Here is a 23064-nt window from a genome sequence, read left to right as displayed (position 1 = left end):
ACCGCAGGGTGAATGCCTGCGGTCTGGATACGGTGCCCGAGGGGTTAACTAGCGGTTGGCGGCGCTTTTGAAACCTTGATGGCGCAATGGAACTTATAGGGTGCTCGGGGCTGAGGGTGCTCCTCCGCCCGTGAATTGCGCACAACCTCAATAACTTTCATACCCATACCGTATTCTACGAACTCGCCTTCCTTGGCGATGCTCAGCAGGTGGGAGTAGGTGAGAGCATCTACTGTCTTGTTGAGAAAGGCCGGATGGTGAGTGGTCAGAAGCTTGATACGTGAGATTTCTTTATCTTTGTCAGTCGTGTAGCGAATCGTTATTTCCGAGGCTGAAGGCATATTGGTTATCGAGAGAATATCCAGGTATGCATAAACCCAACCGTTGACTGTTTCTCCACTTCCGTCCTTAGGAGCATGCACCGTCATGGTGTCAGCCCCCTTGGATTCAAAATCGATGGCACCTTGATAGTAGAGCTTGTCGTCCGACATGGCAGTGTCCTCGTGAAAATGTTCAATTGGCATGAAAAAACGTCACCCATGATGGCGACACTTACAGCTGCTTGCCGTTGAATCTAAAACAGCACGAGCGTTCGCGCACCTGGCAGAATTGACAGGTAGGACCCTGTAGAACGACGAAAACGCAAAAAGGGACCCGAAGGTCCCTTTTTGCGTTACATGTTTGGAGCGGGAAACGAGACTCGAACTCGCGACCCCGACCTTGGCAAGGTCGTGCTCTACCAACTGAGCTATTCCCGCAATGTGAAGCTTTACCGCTAATCGGCGTGAAGCGCCTTGACGACCTTCACCACCACTGCACCGTGCGAACGCCACAGTATTTAAACTGGAGCGGGAAACGAGACTCGAACTCGCGACCCCGACCTTGGCAAGGTCGTGCTCTACCAACTGAGCTATTCCCGCATTTGGCGTCCCCTAGGGGACTCGAACCCCTGTTACCGCCGTGAAAGGGCGGTGTCCTAGGCCACTAGACGAAGGGGACACACAACACTTTTCAGTGCACCAGCACCTGAACCTTACGATTCAGACTGGATTTTTATTTCCTGCCCCGCCGTTAAGCGTTGCCGGAGAATTTGGAGCGGGAAACGAGACTCGAACTCGCGACCCCGACCTTGGCAAGGTCGTGCTCTACCAACTGAGCTATTCCCGCAATGTGGCGTCCCCTAGGGGACTCGAACCCCTGTTACCGCCGTGAAAGGGCGGTGTCCTAGGCCACTAGACGAAGGGGACACGCTGCTGGCATTACTGCCTGCTTTCACTCCCTGCCGCGTTTCGCTGTGTGCTTTACGCTGCAAGTGGCGCGCATTCTATGGATGCTTCGAACAGGCGTCAACCCCTTTGTAGAAATTTATTTAAATCAATGACTTCCGGGTGGGTTGGGGTGCAGATGCGGGGTGGGTGGTCGATATAGAGAAGGGGTTGCCTGTGGCGGCCTCTTCGCGGCTGAAGCCGCTCCTACAATGGATTGCACTCAGCCCGATGGCGGTGCGGTCAGTGTAGGAGCGGGTTTACCCGCGAAAGGCCCTGCACAGGCATACGGCGCCTATTCGCCCCCACGCAAACTCACTACACTCAAACCTGTAATTCTTCTTCAATGAGGCATTAACGGTGACACCACTCCTGATCACCCTGCTTATCGTGGCGGGTATCGCGTTGCTGATCGTGATCGGCTACCTCAACAATGTGGTCGAGAACGGCAAGCTCGAGCGCGCCCGGCTGAAGGTCGAACTGGCAGACCGCTTGCGCCGTTGTGGCGAAATCACCGAGACCTTCCCCGGCCAGTTCATGACCCCGGCGCTGAAGCTGCTGCTGACCCGCCTGGAACTGAACCTGAACCAGCGCCAGCTGGCGGTGGACAAGCACAACGCAGCATTGAAGGCACGCATTGCCGAACTGGAAGGGCTGATTGGCCTGGGCGAGAAGATCCCGGTGAACAACCCGCCCAACCCGATCCACACCGAGGTCAAGGCCAAGGATGTGCGCTTTTTGCTGGAGGCGCTGCACACCCAGGTGACCCGCGCCGCCCAGGAAGGCTTCCTGCCTGCCGCCGAGGCCAAGCACTGGGTGAAGGAAATCCGCCATATCCTGGTGCTGTTGCATATCGAGTTCTTCAACAACCTCGGCCAGCAGGCCCTGCAGAAAGGCCAGCCGGGCCAGGCGCGCCTGGCGTTCGAGCGCGGCGTGCAGTATTTGCGCAAGCAGCCGGAGCCGAAGGTGTATGAAGAGCAGCTGACGTATCTTGAGAAATTGCTGGCCCGGGCCAACGCCCAGGTGCTTGATCGCATGACCCCGGCCGAGGACGAGCACAACGAACTGACGGACGGGCTCAAGACCGACGAGGAAGAGACCTGGAAGAAAAAGGCGATGTACGACTGACCCAAACGGGTACCCGCTCTTTGTAGGAGCGGCCTTGCCGGGGCGCCGGACCGGTCGGATGGGCCGCAAAGCGGCCCCGGCGATATCGGCATTGATGCATCAATCTGGGGCCGCTACGCGGCCCATCCGACCGGTCCGGCGCCCCGGCAAGGCCGCTCCTACAGGGGACCGCGCACGACTTGCAACTCTGATCAGCAGTCAGTCAACTCCAGAAAAATCGCTGCCAACCGCTCCAGCCCCACCTGGTCCGCCTCGCTGAACCGCCCAACCTTCGGGCTATCCAGGTCCAGCACCCCAATCAGCCTGCCCTCCTTCACCAACGGGATCACCAACTCGCTGTTCGACGCGCTGTCACAGGCAATGTGCCCCGGGAACGCATGCACATCCTCTACCCGTTGGGTCTGCCGGGTAGCCGCCGCCGCCCCGCACACGCCCTTGTCGAACGGAATGCGCACACAAGCCACCTGGCCCTGGAACGGCCCCAGCACCAGTTGTTCGTTGCGGTTGAGGTAGAACCCCGCCCAGTTCAGGTCGTCCACCTGGTTGTACAAAAACGCCGAAAACTGCGCGGCGTTGGCAATGAAGTCACGCTCGTCGGCAAACAGCGCCTGCACTTGCGCCGCCAGCAGGTTGTAGCCGTCGAGGCCGGCGCCACTGGCATTAAGGTCGATCATTTACTTTTGCTCCAGCAATTGCAGCCCGACCCAGTAGCGGGCGAACTGATAGGCACAACGGCCATTACGGTTACCGCGGCCGGTGGCCCAGCGCACGGCGAGGATTTCCAGTGCTTCGTCACGCTGCCAGCTCAGCCCTGCCGGGCGCGCCAGCTGGCCAATCCAGTGCTCGACCACGTCGAGGAAGTGTTCCTGGCTGAACGGGTAGAACGACAGCCACAGGCCAAAACGGTCAGACAGGGCAATCTTGTCCTCCACCGCTTCGTTGGGGTGCAGTTCGCCGTCGACCATTTTCCAGTTTTCGTTGTCGCTCTGCTTTTCCGGCACCAGGTGGCGGCGGTTGGATGTGGCGTACAGCAATACGTTGTCCGGGGCCTGTTCCAGCGAGCCGTCGAGCACGCTCTTGAGCACCCGGTAGTCGCCCTCCCCGGCTTCGAACGACAGGTCGTCGCAGAACAGGATAAAGCGCTGCGGCAACTTCTGCAGTTGCTCGACCACACGTGGCAGGTCGGCCAGGTGATCGCGTTCGATTTCGATCAGGCGCAGGCCGGCGCCTGCGTGTTCGGCCAGCAGGGCACGCACCAGCGACGACTTGCCAGTGCCGCGCGAGCCCCATAGCAGTGCGTGGTTGGCCGGCAGGCCGTTGATGAACTGGTGGGTGTTGCGGCCAAGCTGGTCACGTTGCTTGTCGACACCGATCAGGTCGGTGAGGCGAATGTCCAGGCTGACTTCCAGCGGCAACAAGTAGCCGCTGCGGCCATCGCGCTGCCAGCGCGCGGCCAGGGTGGTGGCCCAGTCGATGTTCGGGCGTGGCGCGGGCAACAGGGGTTCGAGGCGTGCCAGAACCGATTCGGCGCGGTCGAGGAAAGCAATCAAGCGGGTGTCCATGACGACTCCTAACAGAAAATTTCAGTTTTTCCGGGGGCTGCTGCGCACCCCAATCGCCGGCAAGCCAGCTCCCACAGAGACCGCATCAAGCCTGAGGGCGGCGCAGTACCTGTGGGAGCTGGCTTGCCGGCGATTGGGGCGCGCAGCGGCCCCCGCTTGGCAATCAACTGAAATGAACAGACAGACCCACCAGCAGCCGGGGTTGATCGGCTATGCTTGCGCAGCGCAAGGAACGGGAAACCGGCTCGGGACTCATGGATATCAAGTTCACCAATCGCCTGTCATACAAGCAAGCCCGGTTGACAGTCCTGGTCGGCTTCATCCTGGGAACATTGCTCAGTCTCATCCAGATCGGCATCGATTATGCCAGCGAAGACGCGTCCATCAACCGTGAAGTGCGCGCCTTGCTGCAAATCAGCCACAACCCGGCTTCGCGCATTGCCTACAACATCGACTCGGAACTGGCCCTGGAACTGACCCGCGGCCTGCTGCAGTCACCGGCCATCATTCGCGCCCGGCTGATCGACAACAACGAAACCGTGCTGGCCGATGTCGAGCGCCCGCGCTTGCAGGACAGCTACCGGCCGCTCAGCGACTTCCTGTTCGGCGAGCAGCGCCAGTTCAAGGAACGCCTGTACCTTACCCACATGCCCGAGGAATACCTCGGCACCCTGTACCTGGACGTCGACACCTACGCCTTTGGCGGGCGCTTTCTCGACCGCGCCGGCATCACCCTGCTCAACGGCTTTGCCCGCAGCCTGGTGCTGACCGGCATCCTGCTGGCGCTGTTCTACATGATGCTGACCAAGCCGCTGGTCACGGTGATCGGCGCGCTCAGCGGCAGCGACCCGCGCAAGCCCCGGCAAACCCGCCTGGAATGCCCGCACGGGCACGAAAACGACGAGATCGGGGTGCTGGTCAAGGTCGCCAACCAGCAGTTCATCAGCATGGCCACCGAAATCGAGCAGCGGCGCACCGCAGAAAACCGCCTGACCCAGTACCTGAACGAGCTTGAAGACATCGTTTCGGCGCGTACCGACGAACTGAAGGCCAGCAACAGCAGCCTCAGCCTGTCCAACCAGGAACTGGAACAGGCCCGCAGCCGGGCCCTGGACATGGCCCAGGCGCGCGCCGCCTTCCTCGCCAACATGAGCCATGAAATCCGCACCCCGCTCAACGGCATGCTCGGCATGATCGCCCTGGCGCTGGACAGCCCGCTGCCCAGCGAGCAACGCCAGCAGCTGGCGATTGCCCACGACTCGGGCAAGGTGCTGGTGGAATTGCTGAACGATATTCTCGACCTGTCCAAGTTCGATGCCGGCCAACTGGAGCTGGAGCGCATAGCCTTCGACATGGGCTCGATGGTCGAGGACACCGCCAACCTGCTGTCGCAAAACACCGCGCAAAGCGTGGAGCTGACCTGCCTGATCGCCGGCAACTTCCCCAGCAGCGTACTGGGCGACCCCACGCGGGTGCGGCAGATCGTCAGTAACTTGCTGTCCAACGCCCTGAAGTTCACCCGCTTCGGCCGCGTCGATGTGCGCCTGGTGCCCCTTGTCGGCGGCGTGCGCCTGGAGGTCCGCGACACGGGCATCGGCATCCCCGAAGAAGCCCAGGCGCGGATCTTCCAGCCCTTTACCCAGGCTGGCGCCGGCATCACCCGCCAGTACGGCGGCACCGGCCTGGGCCTGGCGCTGACGCGCAACTTGTGCAAAGCCATGCAAGGTCACCTGCATATCCGTTCGGAGCCCGGCTTTGGCAGCTGCTTTACTGCCGAGCTGCCGCTGACCGTACACACCGAGGCAATCGCGCCGCCGCCGCTGCACGGCCGCGTGGCAGTGCTGAGTGCAGCCGGCAGCGGGCTGAATGAGTTGCTGCAAGGTTTGCTGCCCGCGTGGGGCCTGAGCTACCAACGGCATGATAGCCCTGCGACCCTGGACGCCACCGCGATGGAGCTGTTGATCACTGACGACGTGGACCAGCTGTTCGAGCTGCGCCCGGCACTGGCAACCCCGATCCTACTGGTGACCGCCTACGGCAACTTCCTGCCCAACGAGCAGTCGCTGGCGCTGGCACCGCTGCATCAGCTGGCCCGGCCGCTGGCGCGCAACGCCCTGTACCAGACGCTACGCCGCACCTTGCAAGGCCATGAGCCCGAGCACCCGCTGGCCACCCCGGCCATTACCCTTGGGCAAAGCCGCGCGCGCATTCTGCTGGTAGAAGACAACCCGGTGAACCAACTGGTGGCCAAGGGCATGCTGGCCAAGCTCGGCTGCCAGGTACAACTGGCCACCCAGGGTGCCGAGGCCCTGGAGCTACTGGAGCAGCGCGAGTTCGACCTGGTGCTGATGGACTGCAACATGCCGGTGATGGACGGCTACGAGGCCAGCCGGCGCATCCGCCAGAGCGGCCGCTGGCCACACCTGCCCATCGTCGCCCTCACCGCCAACGCCATGCCCGAAGAGCGCGAACGCTGCCGGGCGGCGGGCATGAACGACTACCTGGCCAAGCCGTTTCGCCGTGAAGAGCTACTGGCGCTGGTCGACCACTGGGTGCCCGTCAACGGCTGAGCAGGCGCTCGATGTCTGCTTCCAGCGCCTGCGGCTTGGTGGTAGGGGCGTAACGCCTGACCTGGCCGCTGGCCGGGTCGACCAGGAACTTGGTGAAGTTCCACTTGATCTTCTGCGAGCCGAGCAGGCCCGGGGCGCGCTGCTTCAGCGCGACATACAGGGGGTGGGTGCCGGGGCCGTTGACCTCGATCTTGCGAAACAGCGGGAAGCTCACACCGAAATTGCGCTCGCAGAACTGCGCAATTTCCCGCGCATCGCCCGGTTCCTGCTTGCCGAACTGGTTGCAGGGAAAGCCCAGCACCACCAGGCCACGCTCGCGGTAGGCCTGCCACAGTTGCTCCAGGCCCTTGTACTGCGGGGTAAAGCCACACTGGCTGGCGGTATTGACCACCAGCAGCGCCTTACCCGGGAAGTCGCCCAGTACCTTGTGCTCCCCGCCCAGTGTCACGCATTTGATATCCAGCATCGATTCGGCCATGTGTCGAGCTCCGGTCAGTCGCGCGGGCGCAGGTCGATGCACACCGAGTTGATGCAGTAGCGCAGGCCGGTCGGTGGCGGGCCGTCGGGGAACACGTGGCCCAGGTGCGCATCGCAGCGGGCGCAAGTGACTTCGGTGCGGATCATGCCGTGGGAGGTGTCGCGGATCTCGATCATCGCGCTGTCCTCGATCGGTGCATAGAAGCTCGGCCAGCCGCAGCCTGAGTCAAACTTGGTCTGCGCGTCGAACAGTGCCAGGTTGCAGCAGATGCAGTGGTAAATGCCATCACGGCGCTCGCTGTTGTACTTGCCGCTGAACGGTCGCTCGGTGCCCTTGAGGCGGCAGACCTGGTACTGCTCGGGGTCGAGCATCGACCGCCATTCCTCCAGGGTTTTTTCGATCTTTTTCATGTAGGGACCTCGGCAGGCTGAATTTCACCCCGCACCGTCTTTTCCGGGGCGCGGGTGGCACGTATATTAGTTGGCTTCGTGTGCCAGGCGTTCAGTCTGGCACCCGCTTCCTGCCCTTTCAAACGTTTCGACGTGGGTTGCGCGTTTTCTCAATCGGGATCCCATCATGCAGTTCAGCAAATCGAACAAGCTCGCCAATGTCTGCTACGACATTCGCGGCCCAGTGCTCAAGCACGCCAAGCGCCTGGAAGAGGAAGGCCACCGCATCCTCAAGCTGAACATCGGCAACCCGGCGCCGTTTGGCTTCGAAGCGCCTGACGAAATCCTTCAGGATGTGATCCGCAACCTGCCCACCGCGCAGGGCTACAGCGACTCCAAGGGCTTGTTCAGCGCACGCAAGGCGGTGATGCAGTACTGCCAGCAGAAGGAAATCGAAGGCGTCACCATCGAGGACATCTACCTCGGTAACGGCGTGTCCGAGCTGATCGTGATGTCGATGCAGGCGCTGCTGAACAACGGCGACGAAGTGCTGATCCCGGCGCCCGACTACCCGCTGTGGACCGCTGCCGTGAGCCTGGCCGGCGGCAAGCCGGTGCACTACCTGTGCGACGAGCAGGCCGACTGGTTCCCCGACCTTGAAGACATCAAGGCCAAGATCACCCCGAACACCAAGGCCCTGGTAATCATCAACCCGAACAACCCGACCGGCGCGGTGTACTCCAAAGAACTGCTGCTGGGCATGCTGGAGCTGGCCCGCCAGCACAACCTGGTGGTGTTCTCCGACGAGATCTACGACAAGATCCTGTACGACGAAGCCGTGCACATCAGCACCGCCTCGCTGGCCCCGGACCTGCTGTGCCTGACCTTCAACGGTTTGTCCAAGTCGTACCGGGTGGCGGGCTTCCGTTCTGGCTGGCTGATCATTTCCGGGCCCAAGCACAACGCGCAGAGCTATATCGAAGGCATCGACATGCTGGCCAACATGCGCCTGTGTGCCAACGTGCCGGCGCAGCATGCCATCCAGACCGCGCTGGGCGGCTACCAGAGCATCAATGACCTGGTGCTACCGCCGGGGCGCCTGCTGGAACAGCGCAACCGCACCTACGAGCTGCTGAACGACATCCCGGGCGTAAGCTGCGTGAAGCCGATGGGCGCACTGTATGCGTTCCCGCGGATCGACCCGAAAGTGTGCCCGATCCTCAACGACGAAAAATTCGCGCTTGACCTGCTGCTGTCGGAAAAGCTGCTGATCGTTCAGGGTACGGCGTTCAACTGGCCGTGGCCGGACCACTTCCGCGTGGTGACCTTGCCACGGGTGGATGATCTGGAAGCGGCGATTGGGCGGATTGGTAATTTCCTGCGGACTTATTCGCAGTAAGTACCGGCCTCATCGCCGGCAAGCCAGCTCCCACAGGAGTAGCACAGGCCTGAAGATTGTGGGGGCCCTGTGGGAATCAGCTCCCACAGGGGTACCACAGGCCTGGAGATTGTGGGGGCCCTGTGGGAATCAGCTCCCACAGGGGTACCACAGGCCTGGAGATTGTGGGGTCCCTGTGGGAATCAGCTCCCACAGGGGTACCACAGGCCTGGAGATTGTGGGGTCCCTGTGGGAGCTGGCTTGCCGGCGATGGGCTGCGCAGCGGCCCCAAAATCCCCAAGGCATGTTTCTTACATCCTGCAACGCTCTATCCCACAGCCCCCGCGCCATCCTCTGCCATACTCCGCCGTACACAGTTTGAAATAGTCGCCCGATTGAATCGGCACGGCAGGCACCTTATATACCCCGCAGTAAGCGACAACTCATCCGTCAGGAGAACGTAACAACCATGATGCGCATTCTGTTGTTTGTAGCCACCAACCTTGCGGTGGTGCTGGTTGCAAGCATTACCCTGAGCCTGTTCGGTTTCAACGGGTTCATGGCCGCCAACGGGGTCGACCTGAACCTCAGCAGCCTGCTGGTGTTCTGCGCCGTGTTCGGCTTTGCCGGCTCCCTGGTCTCGCTGTTCATCTCCAAGTGGATGGCGAAGATGAGCACCGGCACCCAGATCATCAGCCAGCCACGCACCCGCCACGAGCAGTGGCTGCTGCAAACGGTCGAAGAGCTGTCCCGCGAAGCCGGCATCAAAATGCCCGAGGTGGGGATCTTCCCAGCTTACGAGGCCAACGCCTTCGCCACCGGCTGGAACCGCAACGACGCGCTGGTAGCGGTGTCGCAGGGCCTGCTGGAGCGTTTCTCGCCCGATGAGGTGCGTGCGGTACTGGCCCACGAAATTGGCCACGTGGCCAACGGCGACATGGTCACCCTGGCGCTGGTGCAGGGCGTGGTGAACACCTTCGTGATGTTCTTCGCCCGCATCATCGGCAACTTCGTCGACAAGGTGATCTTCAAGAACGAAGAAGGCCAGGGCATTGCCTACTACGTGGCCACCATCGTGGCCGAGCTGATCCTGGGCATTCTGGCCAGCATGATCGTGATGTGGTTCTCGCGCCGCCGCGAATACCGCGCCGACGAGGCCGGTGCTCAGCTGGCCGGCACCTCGGCGATGATCGGCGCGCTGCAGCGCCTGCGCGTGGAGCAAGGCCTGCCGGTGCACATGCCGGACACCATGAAGGCCTTCGGCATCAATGGCGGCCTGAAGCACGGCCTGGCGGGCCTGCTGATGAGCCACCCGCCGCTGGAAGACCGCATCGAGGCGCTGCGCCGCCGCGGTTGATCCACCTGGTAATTAAAAAAGGGCGACTTCGGTCGCCCTTTTTTGTGTTTGCCTGTCAGCGACTAACCCGGTACACCCGCTCCAACAAACTGGAAGCCCCGGCCTGCAAAAATTTCGGGCTCTCCCCGATCACCTGCACAACCTCCAACTCATCCACCTGCCAGCCAGCAAACCCCTGCCGCAGCTCGTCATCCCCCACCGAAAACGGCGGCCCGGCCAGCAGCGACTGGTCATAGTCCAGCGTCACCAGCAACCCACGGCAACCCGCTGGCAACAACGCCGACAGCGCCTGCATGTACGCCGCCCGCATCTGCACCGGCAAGGCAATGACCGCCGCCCGGTCATACAGCCCCACGCAATCACCGACATCCTCTGCCCGCAAGGCAAAAAAATCGCCGCACCACAGCTCCACATCGCCACTGCGCCACACCTCGAACGCGCCCTGCTGACGCACTTCGGCTGCAAGCCCATGCTCGCTGAAGAAGCCCTCCACTGCCCGCCGCGACAACTCCACACCCAACACCCGATAGCCCTGCCCGGCCAGCCAGGCCATGTCCAGGCTCTTGCCGCACAGCGGCACCAGCACGCGGCTACCCGGCGCCAGTTGCAAGGTTGGCCAATACTGCTGCAGGTACGGGTTCACCTGCGCCTGGTGAAAGCCGATCTGGTTGTCGGCCCACCGCTTTTGCCAGAACGCTGGCTCCATGATCACTCCCGATTTTTAGATGGTTTGTTGGTAAAACTTGGTTTGGATTTCGATCTGTAGTTGATCGAAGATGGTTGCATCTTAACCTTCAGGACCCCGCCATGCTGCCCAGCCTGTTCATTTCCCACGGTTCCCCCATGCTTGCCCTGCAACCCGGTGCCAGCGGGCCGGCACTGGCCGGGCTGGCCAATGCCCTGCCCCGGCCGAAGGCGATCGTGGTGGTGTCGGCGCACTGGGAAAGCCGCGATCTGCTGGTAACCGGTAACCCACAGCCAGAGACCTGGCATGACTTCTACGGCTTTCCACCGGCCCTGTATGCAGTGCAGTACCCGGCACCGGGAGACCCTGCGCTGGCCGGCCAGGTCAGTGAGTTGTTACAGGCCGCGGGGTTACCCGCGCGGCTGGATGCGCAGCGGCCGTTCGACCATGGCGCGTGGGTGCCGCTGTCGCTGATGTACCCGCAGGCATGCATTCCGGTGGTGCAGGTATCGCTGCCCAGCCACATGGGGCCGGCGCTGCAGGTGAAGGTGGGCCAGGTGCTGGCCGGGTTACGTGGCGAGGGTGTGCTGCTGATTGGGTCGGGCAGCATTACCCATAACCTGGGCGAGCTGGACTGGCATGCCGGGTCGGAAGTGATCGAGCCTTGGGCGCTGGCGTTCAGGGATTGGGTGGTGGACAACTTGCAGGCGGATGACCGGGAGGCGTTGCTGGGTTATCGGCAGCAGGCGCCGTTTGCGGTGCGTAACCATCCGAGTGATGAGCATTTGTTGCCGTTGTACTTTGCCATGGGGGCCGGGGACAGGTTTGGGGTTGTGCACCAAGGGTTTACCTTGGGGGCACTGGGGATGGACATTTATCGGTTCGACTGAAGATAGCTGGGGGCGCTTTGCGCCCCTTTCCGACCGGTCCGGCGCCCCGGCAAGGCCGCTCCTACAAGGGATCGCGATCCGACATGGGATCGCGATCCCTTGTAGGAGCGGCCTTGTGTCGCGATGGGCTGCAAAGCACCCCCCCCCCAAAATCTCACAGGCAAAAAAAATCCCCGACTTAGGCCGGGGATTTTTTCATTACGCCAGGATCAATCCTCGCGGTAGCGACGCAGCTTCAGCTGCTTGCCAGCCACGCGGGTGTCCTTGAGCTTGGACAGCAGCTTCTCGAGGCCGTCTTCCGGCAGCTCGACCAGGCTGAAGCTATCACGCACCTGGATGCGGCCGATGGCGTCACGCGCCAGGCCACCCTCGTTGAGGATCGCGCCCAGCAGGTTCTTGGCGGCGATGCCGTCACGGGCACCCAGGGCAGTACGGCAACGCACGCGGCCTTCGGCCAGTGGCAGCGGCGCACGGCGCTCGCGGTCACCACGGTCAGGGCGCTCGCCACGCTCACCACGTTCGGTACGCTCGCCACGCGGGGCACCAACGCCCGGCACCAGCGGCTGCTCACGCTCTACCGCAGCCAGGTCCAGCGCCTGGCCATTGGTGGCCTTGCGCAGCAGGGCCGAGGCCAAGGCGCGGGCGCTGCAGCCCAAGTCGTTGGTCAGGCGGTCGAACAGTTCGCCATGGGTGGCTTCTGCTTCGGCTACCAGCGGCGCCAGGCTGTTGGTCAGCTTCTTGATGCGGGCATCCAGCACGGCCTGGGCATTTGGCAGGCGCGCTTCGGCAACCTTCTGCCCGGTAACACGCTCGATCACCTGCAGCATGCGGCGCTCACGCGGGGTAACCAGCAGCAGTGCACGGCCATCGCGACCGGCACGGCCAGTACGGCCGATACGGTGCACGTAGGACTCAGGGTCGTACGGCATGTCAACGTTGAACACGTGAGTGATGCGCGGTACGTCCAGGCCACGGGCAGCAACGTCGGTAGCGACGACGATGTCCAGGCGGCCATCTTTCAGCGAGTCGATCACGCGCTCACGCTGGTTCTGGGCGATGTCGCCGTTCAGCGCGGCAGCCTTGTAGCCCTTGGCTTCCAGCGCGGCGGCCAGGTCCAGGGTAGCTTGCTTGGTACGCACGAAGGCGATCAGCGCGTCGAACTCTTCCACTTCCAGCAGACGCAGCACAGCCGGGATCTTCTGGTCGGCGTGGACCATCAGGTGGGCCTGCTCGATCGCGGTAACGGTCTGGGTCTTGGTCTGGATCTTGACGTGCTTCGGTTCACGCAGGTGACGCTCGGCGATCGAACGGATCGACGACGGCAGGGTTGCGGAGAACAGTACGGTCTGACGGGTAGCCGGGATTGCGTCGAAGATCACTTCGAGGTCGTCCATGAAGCCCAGCTTGAGCATCTCGTCCGCTTCGTCCAGTACCAGGTACTGTACGGTCGACAGGACTTTTTCGTCACGACGCAGGTGGTCGCACAGGCGGCCCGGGGTAGCGACGACGATTTGCGCACCGTTGCGGATGGCGCGCAGCTGTGGGCCCATTGGGGCACCACCGTACACGGCAACCACGTTTACGCCTGGCATCTGCTTGGCGTAGGTTTCGAAAGCGGTAGCGACTTGCAGCGCCAACTCACGGGTTGGCGCCAGGATCAGGGCTTGCGGTTCGCGCTTGCTCACATCGATCTTGTTCAGGATCGGCAGGGCGAAGGCAGCGGTCTTGCCGGTGCCAGTCTGCGCCTGGCCGATCATGTCGTGACCGGCGAGGATGATCGGGATCGATTGTTGCTGAATGGCGGACGGCTCTTCGTAGCCGGTAGCCACAACGGCAGCAACAATGTTCGGATTAAGATCGAGAGCGGCGAAGCCGCCGGTTTCCTGGGTCATGGGTCTGCCTCTAAGTGCATCCGCAAAGACCCATGCTGCAAAGCTGCACATGCCTTGAAAGACCGGAAGGTCACCCAGGCAGCTTTGTCGGCGGGGATTTGCGAAAACGATTGAAAAAGAAAACTTTGGGAAGGTCCGCCTAGCGGACGTGCAGCCGAAGCTGGACTCGGGGGATTTGCACCACCTGATTTTGAGGTCCGCTAAAAGACCGGCGCGTACTATACCCGAAATAGTGCGGGTACGTGAGGAATATTTTCAGGCGGCGGGGCCAGTATCGGGCCATCAGCGCTGGCGGGCTGAATCGATATTTCTTTACTACCTGCAATGGCCCTATCGCCGGCAAGCCAGCTCCCACAGAGACCCCACTGGATCCAAGGCCAATGCAATCCTGCTGGAACACAGAGATCTCAAACCTACAGAGATCCCTGTGGGAGCTGGCTTGCCGGCGATAGGGCCAGCAGCCTCACCACTGAATCATCAGGTAGCCGGCCGAATCTCGCGAATCAACCCTTCAAGGCTATACCCCAACCGCGGCGCCAGCGCCTCGGCGCGCGCCCGCAGCCCCTCCAGGTCCAGCCCCTGCTCCAGGTCCGCCGGCACCAGCAGAATCACATTGCCCTCCTTCACCGGCAACTCCCAGTAATGCCGGTGATACAACCCGCGCAGCAACGCCGCGCCCAGCGGCTTGCCGTCATCGGTGGCCCACTGGTTGATCACCAGCCAGCCACCCGGGTTCAGTTGCTGCTGGCAGTTCTCGAGGAAGTTCCACGCCAGGTGCCCGACCCCCGGCCCGTGGTCGGTATACAGGTCGACGAACAACAGGTCGGCCTTTTCTGCCGTGGGCAACAGCTCCAGGGCATCACCGATACGCACATACAGCCGCGGGTCGTCGTCCAGGCCCATGTACTCCATGGCCAGGCGCGGCACATCCGGGCGCAGTTCGATGGCTTCGATATCGTCCAGCGGCAGGTACTTCATGCAGGCCTGGGTCAGCGTGCCGGCCCCCAGCCCCAAAAACAGCGCGCTCTCCGGCTGCTCATGGCACAAGGCGCCCACCAGCATGGCGCGGGTGTAGTCGTACTCCAGCCAGCTGGGGTCGGCGGTGAACACGCAGCTTTGCTCAATGGCATCGCCGAATTCCAGAAAGCGGTAGTCGTCTACTTCGTACACGCTGATGACGCCAAAGGCATCCTCCACCCGTGCCAGTAGCCGCTCTTCCCGTTCCGCCGTCATGCTCACACCTACCCGCGCAAAAACGCGCATTGTCCGCCATCACCCTTGATGCAACAAGCACGGCGCCAACTGTTACCATGGCCCATAGCCGACAACCTACAAGACCGAGCCCGAGATGAACCAACCGTGGAGCCCTGACAGCTGGCGCGCCCTGCCGATCCAGCAGCAACCGACCTACCCCGATGCCGCGCACCTGCTGAAGGTCGAGCAGACCCTGGCCAGCTACCCGCCACTGGTGTTCGCGGGCGAGGCACGCGAGCTGCGCCGGCAATTTGCCGAGGTGACAGAAGGCCGCGCCTTCCTGTTGCAGGGTGGCGATTGCGCCGAGAGCTTCGCCGAGTTTTCGGCCGCAAAAATCCGCGACACCTTCAAGGTGCTGCTGCAAATGGCCATTGTCATGACCTTTGCTGCCGGCTGCCCGGTGGTCAAGGTCGGGCGCATGGCCGGGCAGTTCGCCAAGCCGCGCTCGGCGGGCGATGAAACCATCGGCGACATCACCCTGCCGGCCTACCGTGGCGACATCGTCAATGGCATTGGTTTCGACGCGAAAAGCCGCATCCCCGACCCGGACCGCCTGCTGCAGGCCTACCACCAGGCCACCGCCAGCCTCAACCTGCTGCGCGCCTTCGCCCAGGGCGGGTTTGCCGACCTGCATCAGGTGCACAAGTGGAACCTCGATTTCATCGCCAACTCGGCGCTGGCCGACAAGTACCACCAGTTGGCCAACCGCATCGACGAAACCCTGGCGTTCATGCGTGCCTGCGGCCTGGACAGCGCGCCGCAGCTGCGCGAAACCAGCTTCTTCACCGCCCACGAAGCGCTGCTGCTGAACTATGAAGAAGCTTTCGTGCGCCAGGACAGCCTGACCGGCGACTACTACGACTGCTCGGCGCACATGCTGTGGATCGGCGACCGCACGCGCCAGCTGGACGGCGCCCATGTCGAGTTCCTGCGTGGGGTGCAGAACCCGATCGGGGTCAAGGTTGGCCCGAGCATGAACCCTGAAGAGCTGATCCGCCTGATCGACACGCTCAACCCGGCCAACGACCCGGGGCGCCTGAACCTGATCGTGCGCATGGGTGCGAGCAAGGTGGGTGACCACCTGCCGGGGTTGATCCGCACCGTCGAGCGCGAGGGGCGCAAGGTGTTGTGGAGTTCCGACCCGATGCACGGCAACACCATCAAGGCCAGCAGCGGCTATAAGACCCGTGATTTTGCGCAGATCCTGGACGAGGTGAAGCAGTTCTTCCAGGTGCACCAGGCCGAGGGTAGCCATGCGGGCGGCATTCATATCGAGATGACCGGGCAGAACGTTACCGAATGCATCGGCGGTGCGCGGCCGATTACCGAGGATGCGTTGTCGGACCGGTATCACACCCATTGTGATCCGCGGATGAATGCTGACCAGTCGTTGGAGTTGGCGTTTTTGATTGCCGAGACGCTGAAGCAAGTAAGGCGCTGAGGCTGGGATGTGTAGAGCATGGGCTTTGTGGCGCCTGTGAGATCGAGCGCCGCCCGCGCGGCGCTTCGCGGCACAAGGCCGCTCCCACATCTGTTTCCGGCCAGTCACTCCTGACAGGTCACCTCTGTCCGCCTTGTTTGTTCCATTCGATATCGAAGGGAACGCAGTTGCGCTTAATCGATATCCAGCCATGCACCAAGGCTGCAACCCACCTGGCACAGGAACAACTGGCCCGAAACAGATGTGGGAGCGGCCTTGTGCCGCGAAGCGCCGCGCGGGCGGCGCTCGGTCTCCCAGGCGCTGAAAACCTCAAGCCAGACGCTTCTGCGCCCCACTCACTTCTTCAGCGGATCATCCCAAAAATGCCGCTCGGCCTCTTGCTGGATATCCGCCCGGCTCAACCCCAGATCATGCAAGGTCGCATCACTGAGGCGGGCCAGTTCCTGGCGCTGCCGGTACAGTTGCAGCCAGCGCGCCGGGCGCTGCAAGGCCGCATGCCACAGGTGGTTCAGGGTAAAGGCAGGTTGCTGGATGCTGCTGACATGACCTTTCATCGTGAAGCCCTCCGTGTTGATGGCCTCAGTGTCACGCCGGGCATAAGATCAATCCAACGAATGTTTCTGATGCCATACATCTCGGAGATTGATGCAATGTCCCAGTACCAGAGCCTCGATGCGGACGTACTGCGCACCTTCGTCGCCATCGCCGAGCAGGGCGGCTTCACCCGCGCCGGCGAGGTGGTCAACCGCACCCAGTCGGCGGTCAGCATGCAGATGAAACGCCTGGAAGAAGACATCCTGCAGCGCCAGCTGTTCGAGCGCGACGGCCGCCAGGTGCGGCTGACCGCCGAAGGCCAGGTGCTGCTGGGCTACGCCAGGCGCATCCTCAAGCTGCATGGGGAAGTGTTCAACACCCTGCGCATGCCGCACATGGTCGGCCTGGTGCGCATCGGCACGCCGGATGATTACGCCATGCGCTTTCTGCCAACCATCCTGTCGAGTTTTGCCCAGGCCTACCCGCTGGTGCAGGTGGAGGTGCATTGCGATTCGTCCAAGCAATTGATGCTGCGCCAGGACCTGGACCTGACCATCGTCACCCGCGAGCCGGGCAACGAGATAGGCCAACTGCTGCGCCAGGAACGCCTGGTGTGGGCTGCCGCCGAAGGCTTCTGCCCGCAGGAACAACGGCCGATGCCGGTGGCGTTGTTCAATACCGACTGCTTCTGCCGGGCCTGGACCTGTAATGCGCTGGAGGCACAGGGCATCGATTACCGCATCGCCTACACCAGCCCGAGCCTGGCGGCGATCTTTGCCATAGTCACGGCGGGGTTGGCGGTGACGGCGCAGTTGCAGAGCCTGATTGGCGGCAACATACGGATTCTGGGTGAGAAAGAAGGCTTGCCGCAGTTGCCGGTGGCCAATGTGATGCTGGTGCGCAGTACCCAGCACCCTTCGCCGATTACTGACTGCATGGCTGGCTACATTATCGAAGGGTTCAAGTAAGCCGGGGCTGCTGCGCAGCCCATCGCCGGCAAGCCAGCTCCCACAGGGTTACCACAGGCCCGAACATTGTGGAGTACCTGTGGGAGCTGGCTTGCCTGCGATGGGCCGCAAAGCGGCCCCAAATTCTCAAAGTTCGAAACCAAGCATCACCGCACACACCACCAAAAACACACAGAACATCGCCCGCAACACCTTTTCCGGCAACGCATGGGCCAACTTCACCCCCCAGCTGATGCTGAGCAAACCACCTACCGCCAACGGCAACCCTACACCCCAGACAACACTGTGATGCACCCCGTAAGTCACCAGGGTGACCAAGGTACTGGGCGCCGCCAGGGCCAGCGACAGCCCCTGCGCCACCACCTGGGTGGTGCCGAACACACTGGTCAGGATCGGCGTGGCCACCACCGCCCCGCCCACCCCGAACAGGCCGCCCATGGTGCCGGAAAAACTGCCCAGCACCCCCAGCCAAGGCCATGCGTAACGCATTTCGGCACTGGCCGGCGCCACCTTCATGAACATCCGCGCCACGTTCCACACCGCCAATGCCACCAGGAAACCGACAAAGCCCAGGCGCATGGAATGCGCATCCAGCCCCACCGCCCAGATCGACCCCAGCCAGGCAAACACGAAGCTGCACAGCGACAGCGGCACAGCATGGCGAAGTTCGATGCGGTTGCGTTGGTGATAGCGCCACAGCGCCAGCAACACGTTCGGCACCACCATCACCAGCGCCGTACCCTGCGCCAATTGCTGGTCCAGGCCAAACAGCACGCCCAGCGCCGGGATCGCGATCAGCCCGCCACCAATGCCGAACAAGCCCCCCATGGTGCCCAGGGCAGCGCCCAGCACGATATACAACAACCACTCGATCATCAGGGCCTCGTTTGCCTGTACAGATAATGCGAGCATGCTAACGATTGCGCGCTGGCGGGGAAACGCACAGCAGCGCACAATGGCTGTGCGTTTTTCGCAAAAGCAAGGCAGCCATGAGCCCCGATACTCTCACCGACCAATTGAGCCTGTTCCTCGATGTGCTGGAGACCGGCAGTTTCTCCGCCGCTGCCCGCCGCCATCCGCTGACGCCGTCCGCCGTGGCGCGGCGCATCGATAACCTGGAAAGTGCCGTGGGCAGCCGCCTGTTCACCCGCAGCACCCATGCCGTGCGCGCAACCCCTGCGGGCAATGCCTTTGCCGAGCGGGCCAGGCGCATCATCGAAGAGCTGCGCCTGGCCCGCGCCGAAGCGGTGTCGTTGAGCAATGCACCCGAAGGGCTGATTCGCATCGACGCCCCCGCCGCGTTTGGCCGCCGCCACCTGGCCCCGGCCATTGCCGATTTCCTGGTGGCCTACCCAGGCCTGGACGTGCAACTGCGCCTCATCGACAGTTTCGTCGACCTGCACGGCAGCCACCTGGGCGAGGTCGACCTGGTGCTGCGCGCCGGCCCGCTGGCCGACACCCGCCTGGTTGCCACGCCGCTGGCCTACATGGTGCGCATCGCCTGCGCCAGCCCGGCCTACCTGGCCAGCCGCGGCATGCCCACCTGCCCCAGCGAATTGCCCGGGCATGATGGCCTTGACTGGGACGGCCTGGCGCCGCCCTTCGCCTGGCGCTTCGAGGTTGGCGGGCAAACCCGCCTGTACCGCCCGGCACGCATGCGCATGGCCGCCAACAACGCCGAAACCCTGCTATTCGGCGCGCTCGCTGGCCTGGGCATTGCCCACCTGCCCACCTGGCTGATCAGCGAATATCTGCTGCGCGGCGAGTTGCTGCCATTGTTTTGCGACGGCGGCCTGCCTGAAGCCGAGACCAGTGGCATTTATGCGCTGCGCCTTGAACATGAAACGAACTCTCGCAGCCGTTTGCTGCTCGAATTCCTCAAGAGCCGCTTCAGCCCGATTCCACCCTGGGACCTGGCCCTGCGCAGCGAACTGCGCGCGTAATGCGCGCACGCGTGATCAGTGCCAGAATTTCCCATTGATGACCCTCAAGGACCTGCATGAACGCCGACACCCAAGCCTCCTGTGACGAGCTGCTGCTGGACAACCAGGTCTGTTTCGCCCTGCACTCCACCTCGTTGCTGATGACCAAAGTCTATAAACCGCTGCTACAGGCGCTGGGCCTGACGTACCCGCAATACCTGGCCATGCTCGTGCTGTGGGAGCGTGACGGGCTCACCGTGGGCGAAATCAGCCAGCACCTGCTGACCGACCCCGGCTCGCTGACCCCGCTACTCAAGCGCCTGGAAAGCGAAGGCCTGCTGCAGCGCAACCGCAGCCGCGAGGATGAACGGGTGGTGCTGGTGCAACTGACCGACAAGGGCCGCGCCCTGCAACAGCAGGCCAAGGAGGTGCCCCAGTGCATCCTCAAGGCCAGTGGCCGCAGCCTGCAGCAGTTGCAGCAATTGCAGGCCGACCTGCTGAACCTGCGCGAAAGCCTGCAGAAAAACCTCTGACGGCTAAGCTGTGCAATGGCCGTTTGGCGGAACAGTGAATATTTATCTTGCGCGCTAACTAATTGCGCGCTAACTTAAATCCCACACCAACCCGCGCCCTCCTCCTACGGGAGCGCACAGCACATTAGCGAGGCTCAAGATGCAAAAGGTCACTCCGCTGTACATCGCAGAAGCTACCTCCACCGGTGGGCGCGACGGCAAATCCCGCTCCAGCGACGGCAAGCTGGAAGTCAAGCTGAGCACCCCCAAGGAACTGGGCGGCGCAGGCGGCGATGGCACCAACCCCGAGCAGATGTTCGCTGCCGGTTACTCGGCATGCTTCATCGGCGCCTTGAAGTTCGTGGCCGGGCAAGAGAAGAAAGCCCTGCCGGCAGATGCCTCGATCACCGCCAAAGTGGGCATCGGCCAGATCCCGGGCGGTTTCGGCCTGGACATCGACCTGCACATCAACCTGCCAGGCCTGGCCCAGGCCGATGCCGAAGGGCTGGTGGAAAAGGCGCACCAGGTGTGCCCGTATTCCAATGCCACCCGCGGTAATGTGGATGTGCGCCTTCACGTTACCGTCTAAAGCTCACGCGGTCCCCTGTAGGAGCGGCCTTGTGTCGCGATGGGGCGCGAAGCGGCCCCGGCAATCTCACAGGATTACCAGCTTTTGCAGGCCAATCTTGGGGCCGCTCTGCGGCCCATCGCGACACAAGGCCGCTCCTACAAGGGACCGCGTTAAGCAGGACGATCAGCGCTGAAATTACAGGCACAAAAAAACCCGGCCGAGGCCGGGTTTTTTGCGCATCACAAGAAAAATTACTTCTTGGAACGGCCTTTGAAGCTGTTGTCGCGAGTGTCGATGTCGATCCACTCGTCGATCTGGATGAAGTCGGCAACCTGGATCTCGGTACCGTTCTTCAGTTTGGCAGGCTTCATGACCTTGCCCGAGGTGTCGCCGCGAGCAGCGTTCTCGGTGTAGACAACCTGACGGCTGATGGTGGTCGGCAGTTCTACCGATACCAGGCGGCCTTCGAAGAACACGGCTTCGCAGATGTCTTCCATGCCTTCTTCGATGTACGGCAGAACGGCGTCGATGTCTTCGGCGTTCAGTTCGTACATGGTGTAGTCGGTGGTGTCCATGAAGGTGTACGAGTCACCGCTGATGAACGACAGGGTCGCTTCTTTGCGATCCAGGATCACGTCGTCCAGCTTGTCGTCCGCACCGTATACGGTTTCGGTCTTGTAGCCGGTCAGCAGGTTCTTCAGCTTGGTCTTCATGATCGCGCTGTTACGGCCCGACTTGGTGAACTCAGCTTTTTGAACCAGCCACGGGTCGTTGTCGATCCGCAGTACGGTACCGGGTTTCAGTTCTTTACCAGTTTTCATTACGAAGTATCCGAATCTGGATGGATTTATAAAAATCGAGGCCGCATATCATAGCCAATTTCGGTAAAACTGTACCAGCGTCATGGCAAGGTCCGGCTGAGCGGCCTGTTGCGCCGCCCAGCGACGGGCATGCTGCTGCAGTTCCGGCCAATGCTGGCGGGCCGCCTGCCAGGCCTGGGCCATGTCGAAATCCATGTTCCAGGCGCGCCACAGGCCAAGCAGTGCGGTGTCGGCATCGTCTGACAAACCGCGTCGATAATGCGCGAGGAACGCTTCGAGCTTTTCCCAGTGGGCGTTCTCGTCCTGCACGTAGATGTGCCACAGCATCGGCTGCCCGGCCCATTGCGCACGCACGAACGAATCTTCACCGCGCACCGCGTTGAAGTCGCAACTCCATAACAGCCGGTCGAAGTCGTCCTGGCTGACGAAAGGCAGCACCTGCACGGTAAGCGTGCCACGCTTGCGTACATCACCCACTTGCAACGCCGCCTCGCCAAGCCACTGGCTGAGCCCTGCAACGATGCGACCTTGCGGCACCAGCAGATGGCAGGGTTGCCCGCCGGTGGCCAGGGCACCGAGCCAGTTGGCCAGTTGCGGGTTTTCATAGGCAAACAGCGACACCAGCAACGCACCCGGCTCAGGGTTTACGCCAAGCCCGTGCAGAAACGCCTGGCGCGCATCAGCCGACTGCTGCAAGGCATCGCGCCGCGCCAGCAGCGAACCTTCGCGCAACAACCCCCCGGTTTTTTCGGTAAAGCCCGGGAAGAAAAACACCTTGCGCAGGCCGTTGGGCTGCGGCGAAGGCAGGCCATGGCAGCCTTCTACCCAGTCCTCGGCACTGAGGTACTCCAGGTTCAGCCACAGCGGCGGCCGAGGCAGGGCGCGCATCGCCTCGACGTAGGCCGCCGGCAGCTGGCAGGCAAACGCGCCGATCACCACGTCGGCTGGCGCTACCGGCAACCAGGCCGCCGGCCACTGGCGCACGTCCACCCCCTGCTGCCATTGCTGCGCGGCGCAGGCATCGGCGCCGGGGCACATGGGTGTGAAGGCGTTAAGGTCATCCACCCACAGGCGCACCGCCAGGCCATGCTCGGCCACCAGTTGCCGGGCCAGGCGCCAGGTCACGCCGATATCGCCGTAATTGTCGACGACGCTGCAGAAAATGTCCCAGGTCGCTTTCATGCGCCCCTCCCGTGCTGGTGCAAAAACCGCGAATTCTGCGCATGATTTGCTGGAATTTGCCAGTCGGGAAGGCGGGTGGGGGCGGCCAGGTGGTTGGCTGGAGTTTGGCTAGTGCCTTTCAGGTGCCTGGCTTTAGCTCTTCAGGGTTGCTGAAATCGAGCGCCGCGCGGGCGGCGCTTCGCGGGGCAAGCCCTAATGCCGGTCAGTTAAGCAATTTGGGGCCGCGTTGCGGCCCATCGCCGGCAAGCCAGGCTCCCACAATATG

Annotated in this window: 21 protein-coding genes, 5 tRNA genes and 1 pseudogene; 10 read left to right on the top strand and 17 right to left on the bottom strand. The window is 62.5% G+C overall.

The window, feature by feature from the left end; all coding sequences use genetic code 11:
- Window positions 1–44 precede the first annotated feature (44 nt).
- The 6 genes from ACI2KG_RS20940 to ACI2KG_RS20915 form a co-directional block, all read right to left on the bottom strand.
- The gene (locus tag ACI2KG_RS20940) at window positions 45–491 is read right to left on the bottom strand and encodes a hypothetical protein (RefSeq protein ID WP_404663130.1); all 447 of its coding nucleotides are present in this window, start codon (window positions 489–491) and stop codon (window positions 45–47) included.
- 191 nt (window positions 492–682) lie between these two features.
- Window positions 683–758 (bottom strand) — tRNA-Gly (locus ACI2KG_RS20935).
- An 86-nt stretch (window positions 759–844) separates the two neighbouring features.
- Window positions 845–920, bottom strand: a tRNA-Gly gene (locus ACI2KG_RS20930).
- Between the two features lie 3 nt (window positions 921–923).
- Window positions 924–999: transfer RNA gene (locus tag ACI2KG_RS20925), tRNA-Glu, on the bottom strand.
- Window positions 1000–1091: 92 nt separating this feature from the next.
- Window positions 1092–1167 (bottom strand) — tRNA-Gly (locus ACI2KG_RS20920).
- Window positions 1168–1171: 4 nt separating this feature from the next.
- Window positions 1172–1247: transfer RNA gene (locus ACI2KG_RS20915), tRNA-Glu, on the bottom strand.
- Between the two features lie 378 nt (window positions 1248–1625).
- Between ACI2KG_RS20915 and ACI2KG_RS20910 the strand changes: the two genes are divergently transcribed.
- A complete protein-coding gene (locus tag ACI2KG_RS20910; RefSeq protein WP_404663129.1) occupies window positions 1626–2393 on the top strand; it encodes a hypothetical protein in 768 nt (255 codons plus the stop codon).
- Between the two features lie 191 nt (window positions 2394–2584).
- Here the strand turns inward: ACI2KG_RS20910 and ACI2KG_RS20905 are convergent, their stop codons facing one another.
- Both ACI2KG_RS20905 and ACI2KG_RS20900 read right to left on the bottom strand, forming a co-directional pair.
- Window positions 2585–3067: a GAF domain-containing protein gene (locus ACI2KG_RS20905; RefSeq protein WP_404663128.1), complete on the bottom strand. Its 483-nt coding sequence runs from the start codon at window positions 3065–3067 to the stop codon at window positions 2585–2587.
- On the bottom strand, window positions 3068–3955 hold the full coding sequence (locus ACI2KG_RS20900) for an ATP-binding protein (protein WP_404663127.1): 888 nt from the start codon (window positions 3953–3955) through the stop codon (window positions 3068–3070).
- Between the two features lie 212 nt (window positions 3956–4167).
- Here ACI2KG_RS20900 and ACI2KG_RS20895 point away from each other — a divergent pair, with 212 nt between their 5' ends.
- A complete protein-coding gene (locus tag ACI2KG_RS20895; RefSeq protein WP_404663126.1) occupies window positions 4168–6525 on the top strand; it encodes a response regulator in 2358 nt (785 codons plus the stop codon).
- Here the strand turns inward: ACI2KG_RS20895 and ACI2KG_RS20890 are convergent.
- Entirely contained in the window at window positions 6515–7003 is a 489-nt protein-coding gene (locus tag ACI2KG_RS20890) for a glutathione peroxidase (RefSeq protein WP_404663125.1), read from the bottom strand. The genes ACI2KG_RS20895 and ACI2KG_RS20890 overlap by 11 nt on opposite strands.
- Window positions 7004–7017: 14 nt before the next feature.
- The gene (gene msrB / locus ACI2KG_RS20885) at window positions 7018–7413 is read right to left on the bottom strand and encodes a peptide-methionine (R)-S-oxide reductase MsrB (protein WP_404663123.1); all 396 of its coding nucleotides are present in this window, start codon (window positions 7411–7413) and stop codon (window positions 7018–7020) included.
- A 166-nt stretch (window positions 7414–7579) separates the two neighbouring features.
- On the opposite strand from msrB, the gene ACI2KG_RS20880 reads away from it, so the two are divergent.
- Both ACI2KG_RS20880 and htpX read left to right on the top strand, forming a co-directional pair.
- Window positions 7580–8791, top strand: coding sequence for a pyridoxal phosphate-dependent aminotransferase (locus tag ACI2KG_RS20880; protein WP_404663122.1), 1212 nt, complete (start codon window positions 7580–7582; stop codon window positions 8789–8791).
- A 448-nt stretch (window positions 8792–9239) separates the two neighbouring features.
- Entirely contained in the window at window positions 9240–10127 is an 888-nt protein-coding gene (htpX, locus tag ACI2KG_RS20875) for a protease HtpX (protein WP_012271122.1), read from the top strand.
- 55 nt (window positions 10128–10182) lie between these two features.
- Here the strand turns inward: htpX and ACI2KG_RS20870 are convergent, their stop codons facing one another.
- A complete protein-coding gene (locus ACI2KG_RS20870; protein WP_404663121.1) occupies window positions 10183–10833 on the bottom strand; it encodes a thiopurine S-methyltransferase in 651 nt (216 codons plus the stop codon).
- 101 nt (window positions 10834–10934) lie between these two features.
- On the opposite strand from ACI2KG_RS20870, the gene ACI2KG_RS20865 reads away from it, so the two are divergent.
- On the top strand, window positions 10935–11702 hold the full coding sequence (locus tag ACI2KG_RS20865; RefSeq protein WP_404663120.1) for a DODA-type extradiol aromatic ring-opening family dioxygenase: 768 nt from the start codon (window positions 10935–10937) through the stop codon (window positions 11700–11702).
- Between the two features lie 209 nt (window positions 11703–11911).
- Here ACI2KG_RS20865 and ACI2KG_RS20860 read toward each other — a convergent pair.
- A pseudogene (locus tag ACI2KG_RS20860) lies at window positions 11912–13628 on the bottom strand (DEAD/DEAH box helicase).
- A 443-nt stretch (window positions 13629–14071) separates the two neighbouring features.
- A complete protein-coding gene (locus tag ACI2KG_RS20855; protein WP_404663119.1) occupies window positions 14072–14827 on the bottom strand; it encodes a spermidine synthase in 756 nt (251 codons plus the stop codon).
- A gap of 115 nt (window positions 14828–14942) precedes the next feature.
- Between ACI2KG_RS20855 and ACI2KG_RS20850 the strand changes: the two genes are divergently transcribed.
- Window positions 14943–16289 (top strand): class II 3-deoxy-7-phosphoheptulonate synthase, encoded by a 1347-nt coding sequence (locus ACI2KG_RS20850; protein ID WP_404663118.1) that lies wholly within the window; start codon window positions 14943–14945, stop codon window positions 16287–16289.
- A gap of 335 nt (window positions 16290–16624) precedes the next feature.
- Here ACI2KG_RS20850 and ACI2KG_RS20845 read toward each other — a convergent pair whose 3' ends face one another.
- On the bottom strand, window positions 16625–16843 hold the full coding sequence (locus ACI2KG_RS20845) for a DUF1127 domain-containing protein (RefSeq protein WP_404663117.1): 219 nt from the start codon (window positions 16841–16843) through the stop codon (window positions 16625–16627).
- Window positions 16844–16939: 96 nt separating this feature from the next.
- On the opposite strand from ACI2KG_RS20845, the gene ACI2KG_RS20840 reads away from it, so the two are divergent.
- Window positions 16940–17791 carry a LysR substrate-binding domain-containing protein gene (locus ACI2KG_RS20840; protein WP_404663166.1) on the top strand — a complete coding sequence of 284 codons (852 nt, stop codon included), beginning with the start codon at window positions 16940–16942 and terminating at the stop codon, window positions 17789–17791.
- Window positions 17792–17917: 126 nt separating this feature from the next.
- Here the strand turns inward: ACI2KG_RS20840 and ACI2KG_RS20835 are convergent, their stop codons facing one another.
- Window positions 17918–18667, bottom strand: coding sequence for a sulfite exporter TauE/SafE family protein (locus tag ACI2KG_RS20835; protein ID WP_404663116.1), 750 nt, complete (start codon window positions 18665–18667; stop codon window positions 17918–17920).
- A 113-nt stretch (window positions 18668–18780) separates the two neighbouring features.
- On the opposite strand from ACI2KG_RS20835, the gene ACI2KG_RS20830 reads away from it, so the two are divergent.
- The 3 genes from ACI2KG_RS20830 (at window position 18781) to ACI2KG_RS20820 (ending at window position 20814) form a co-directional block, all read left to right on the top strand.
- Window positions 18781–19734, top strand: a complete 954-nt coding sequence (locus ACI2KG_RS20830; protein ID WP_404663115.1) for a LysR family transcriptional regulator — start codon at window positions 18781–18783, stop codon at window positions 19732–19734.
- 56 nt (window positions 19735–19790) lie between these two features.
- Window positions 19791–20246: a MarR family winged helix-turn-helix transcriptional regulator gene (locus tag ACI2KG_RS20825; RefSeq protein WP_201207914.1), complete on the top strand. Its 456-nt coding sequence runs from the start codon at window positions 19791–19793 to the stop codon at window positions 20244–20246.
- Between the two features lie 139 nt (window positions 20247–20385).
- On the top strand, window positions 20386–20814 hold the full coding sequence (locus ACI2KG_RS20820; protein WP_012053329.1) for an organic hydroperoxide resistance protein: 429 nt from the start codon (window positions 20386–20388) through the stop codon (window positions 20812–20814).
- Between the two features lie 233 nt (window positions 20815–21047).
- On the opposite strand, the gene efp is transcribed toward ACI2KG_RS20820, so the two are convergent.
- Complete coding sequence (gene efp / locus ACI2KG_RS20815) at window positions 21048–21617, bottom strand: elongation factor P (protein ID WP_012271109.1); 570 nt, start codon at window positions 21615–21617, stop codon at window positions 21048–21050.
- 48 nt (window positions 21618–21665) lie between these two features.
- The gene (gene earP / locus ACI2KG_RS20810; RefSeq protein WP_404663114.1) at window positions 21666–22799 is read right to left on the bottom strand and encodes an elongation factor P maturation arginine rhamnosyltransferase EarP; all 1134 of its coding nucleotides are present in this window, start codon (window positions 22797–22799) and stop codon (window positions 21666–21668) included.
- Window positions 22800–23064: the final 265 nt, after the last annotated feature.

It is taken from the genome of Pseudomonas sp. NPDC089407 (assembly GCF_044900445.1).
Lineage (GTDB): Bacteria > Pseudomonadota > Gammaproteobacteria > Pseudomonadales > Pseudomonadaceae > Aquipseudomonas.
Note: the sequence above shows the minus strand (reverse complement) of the source record. Positions and strands in the feature narration are given on the sequence as shown.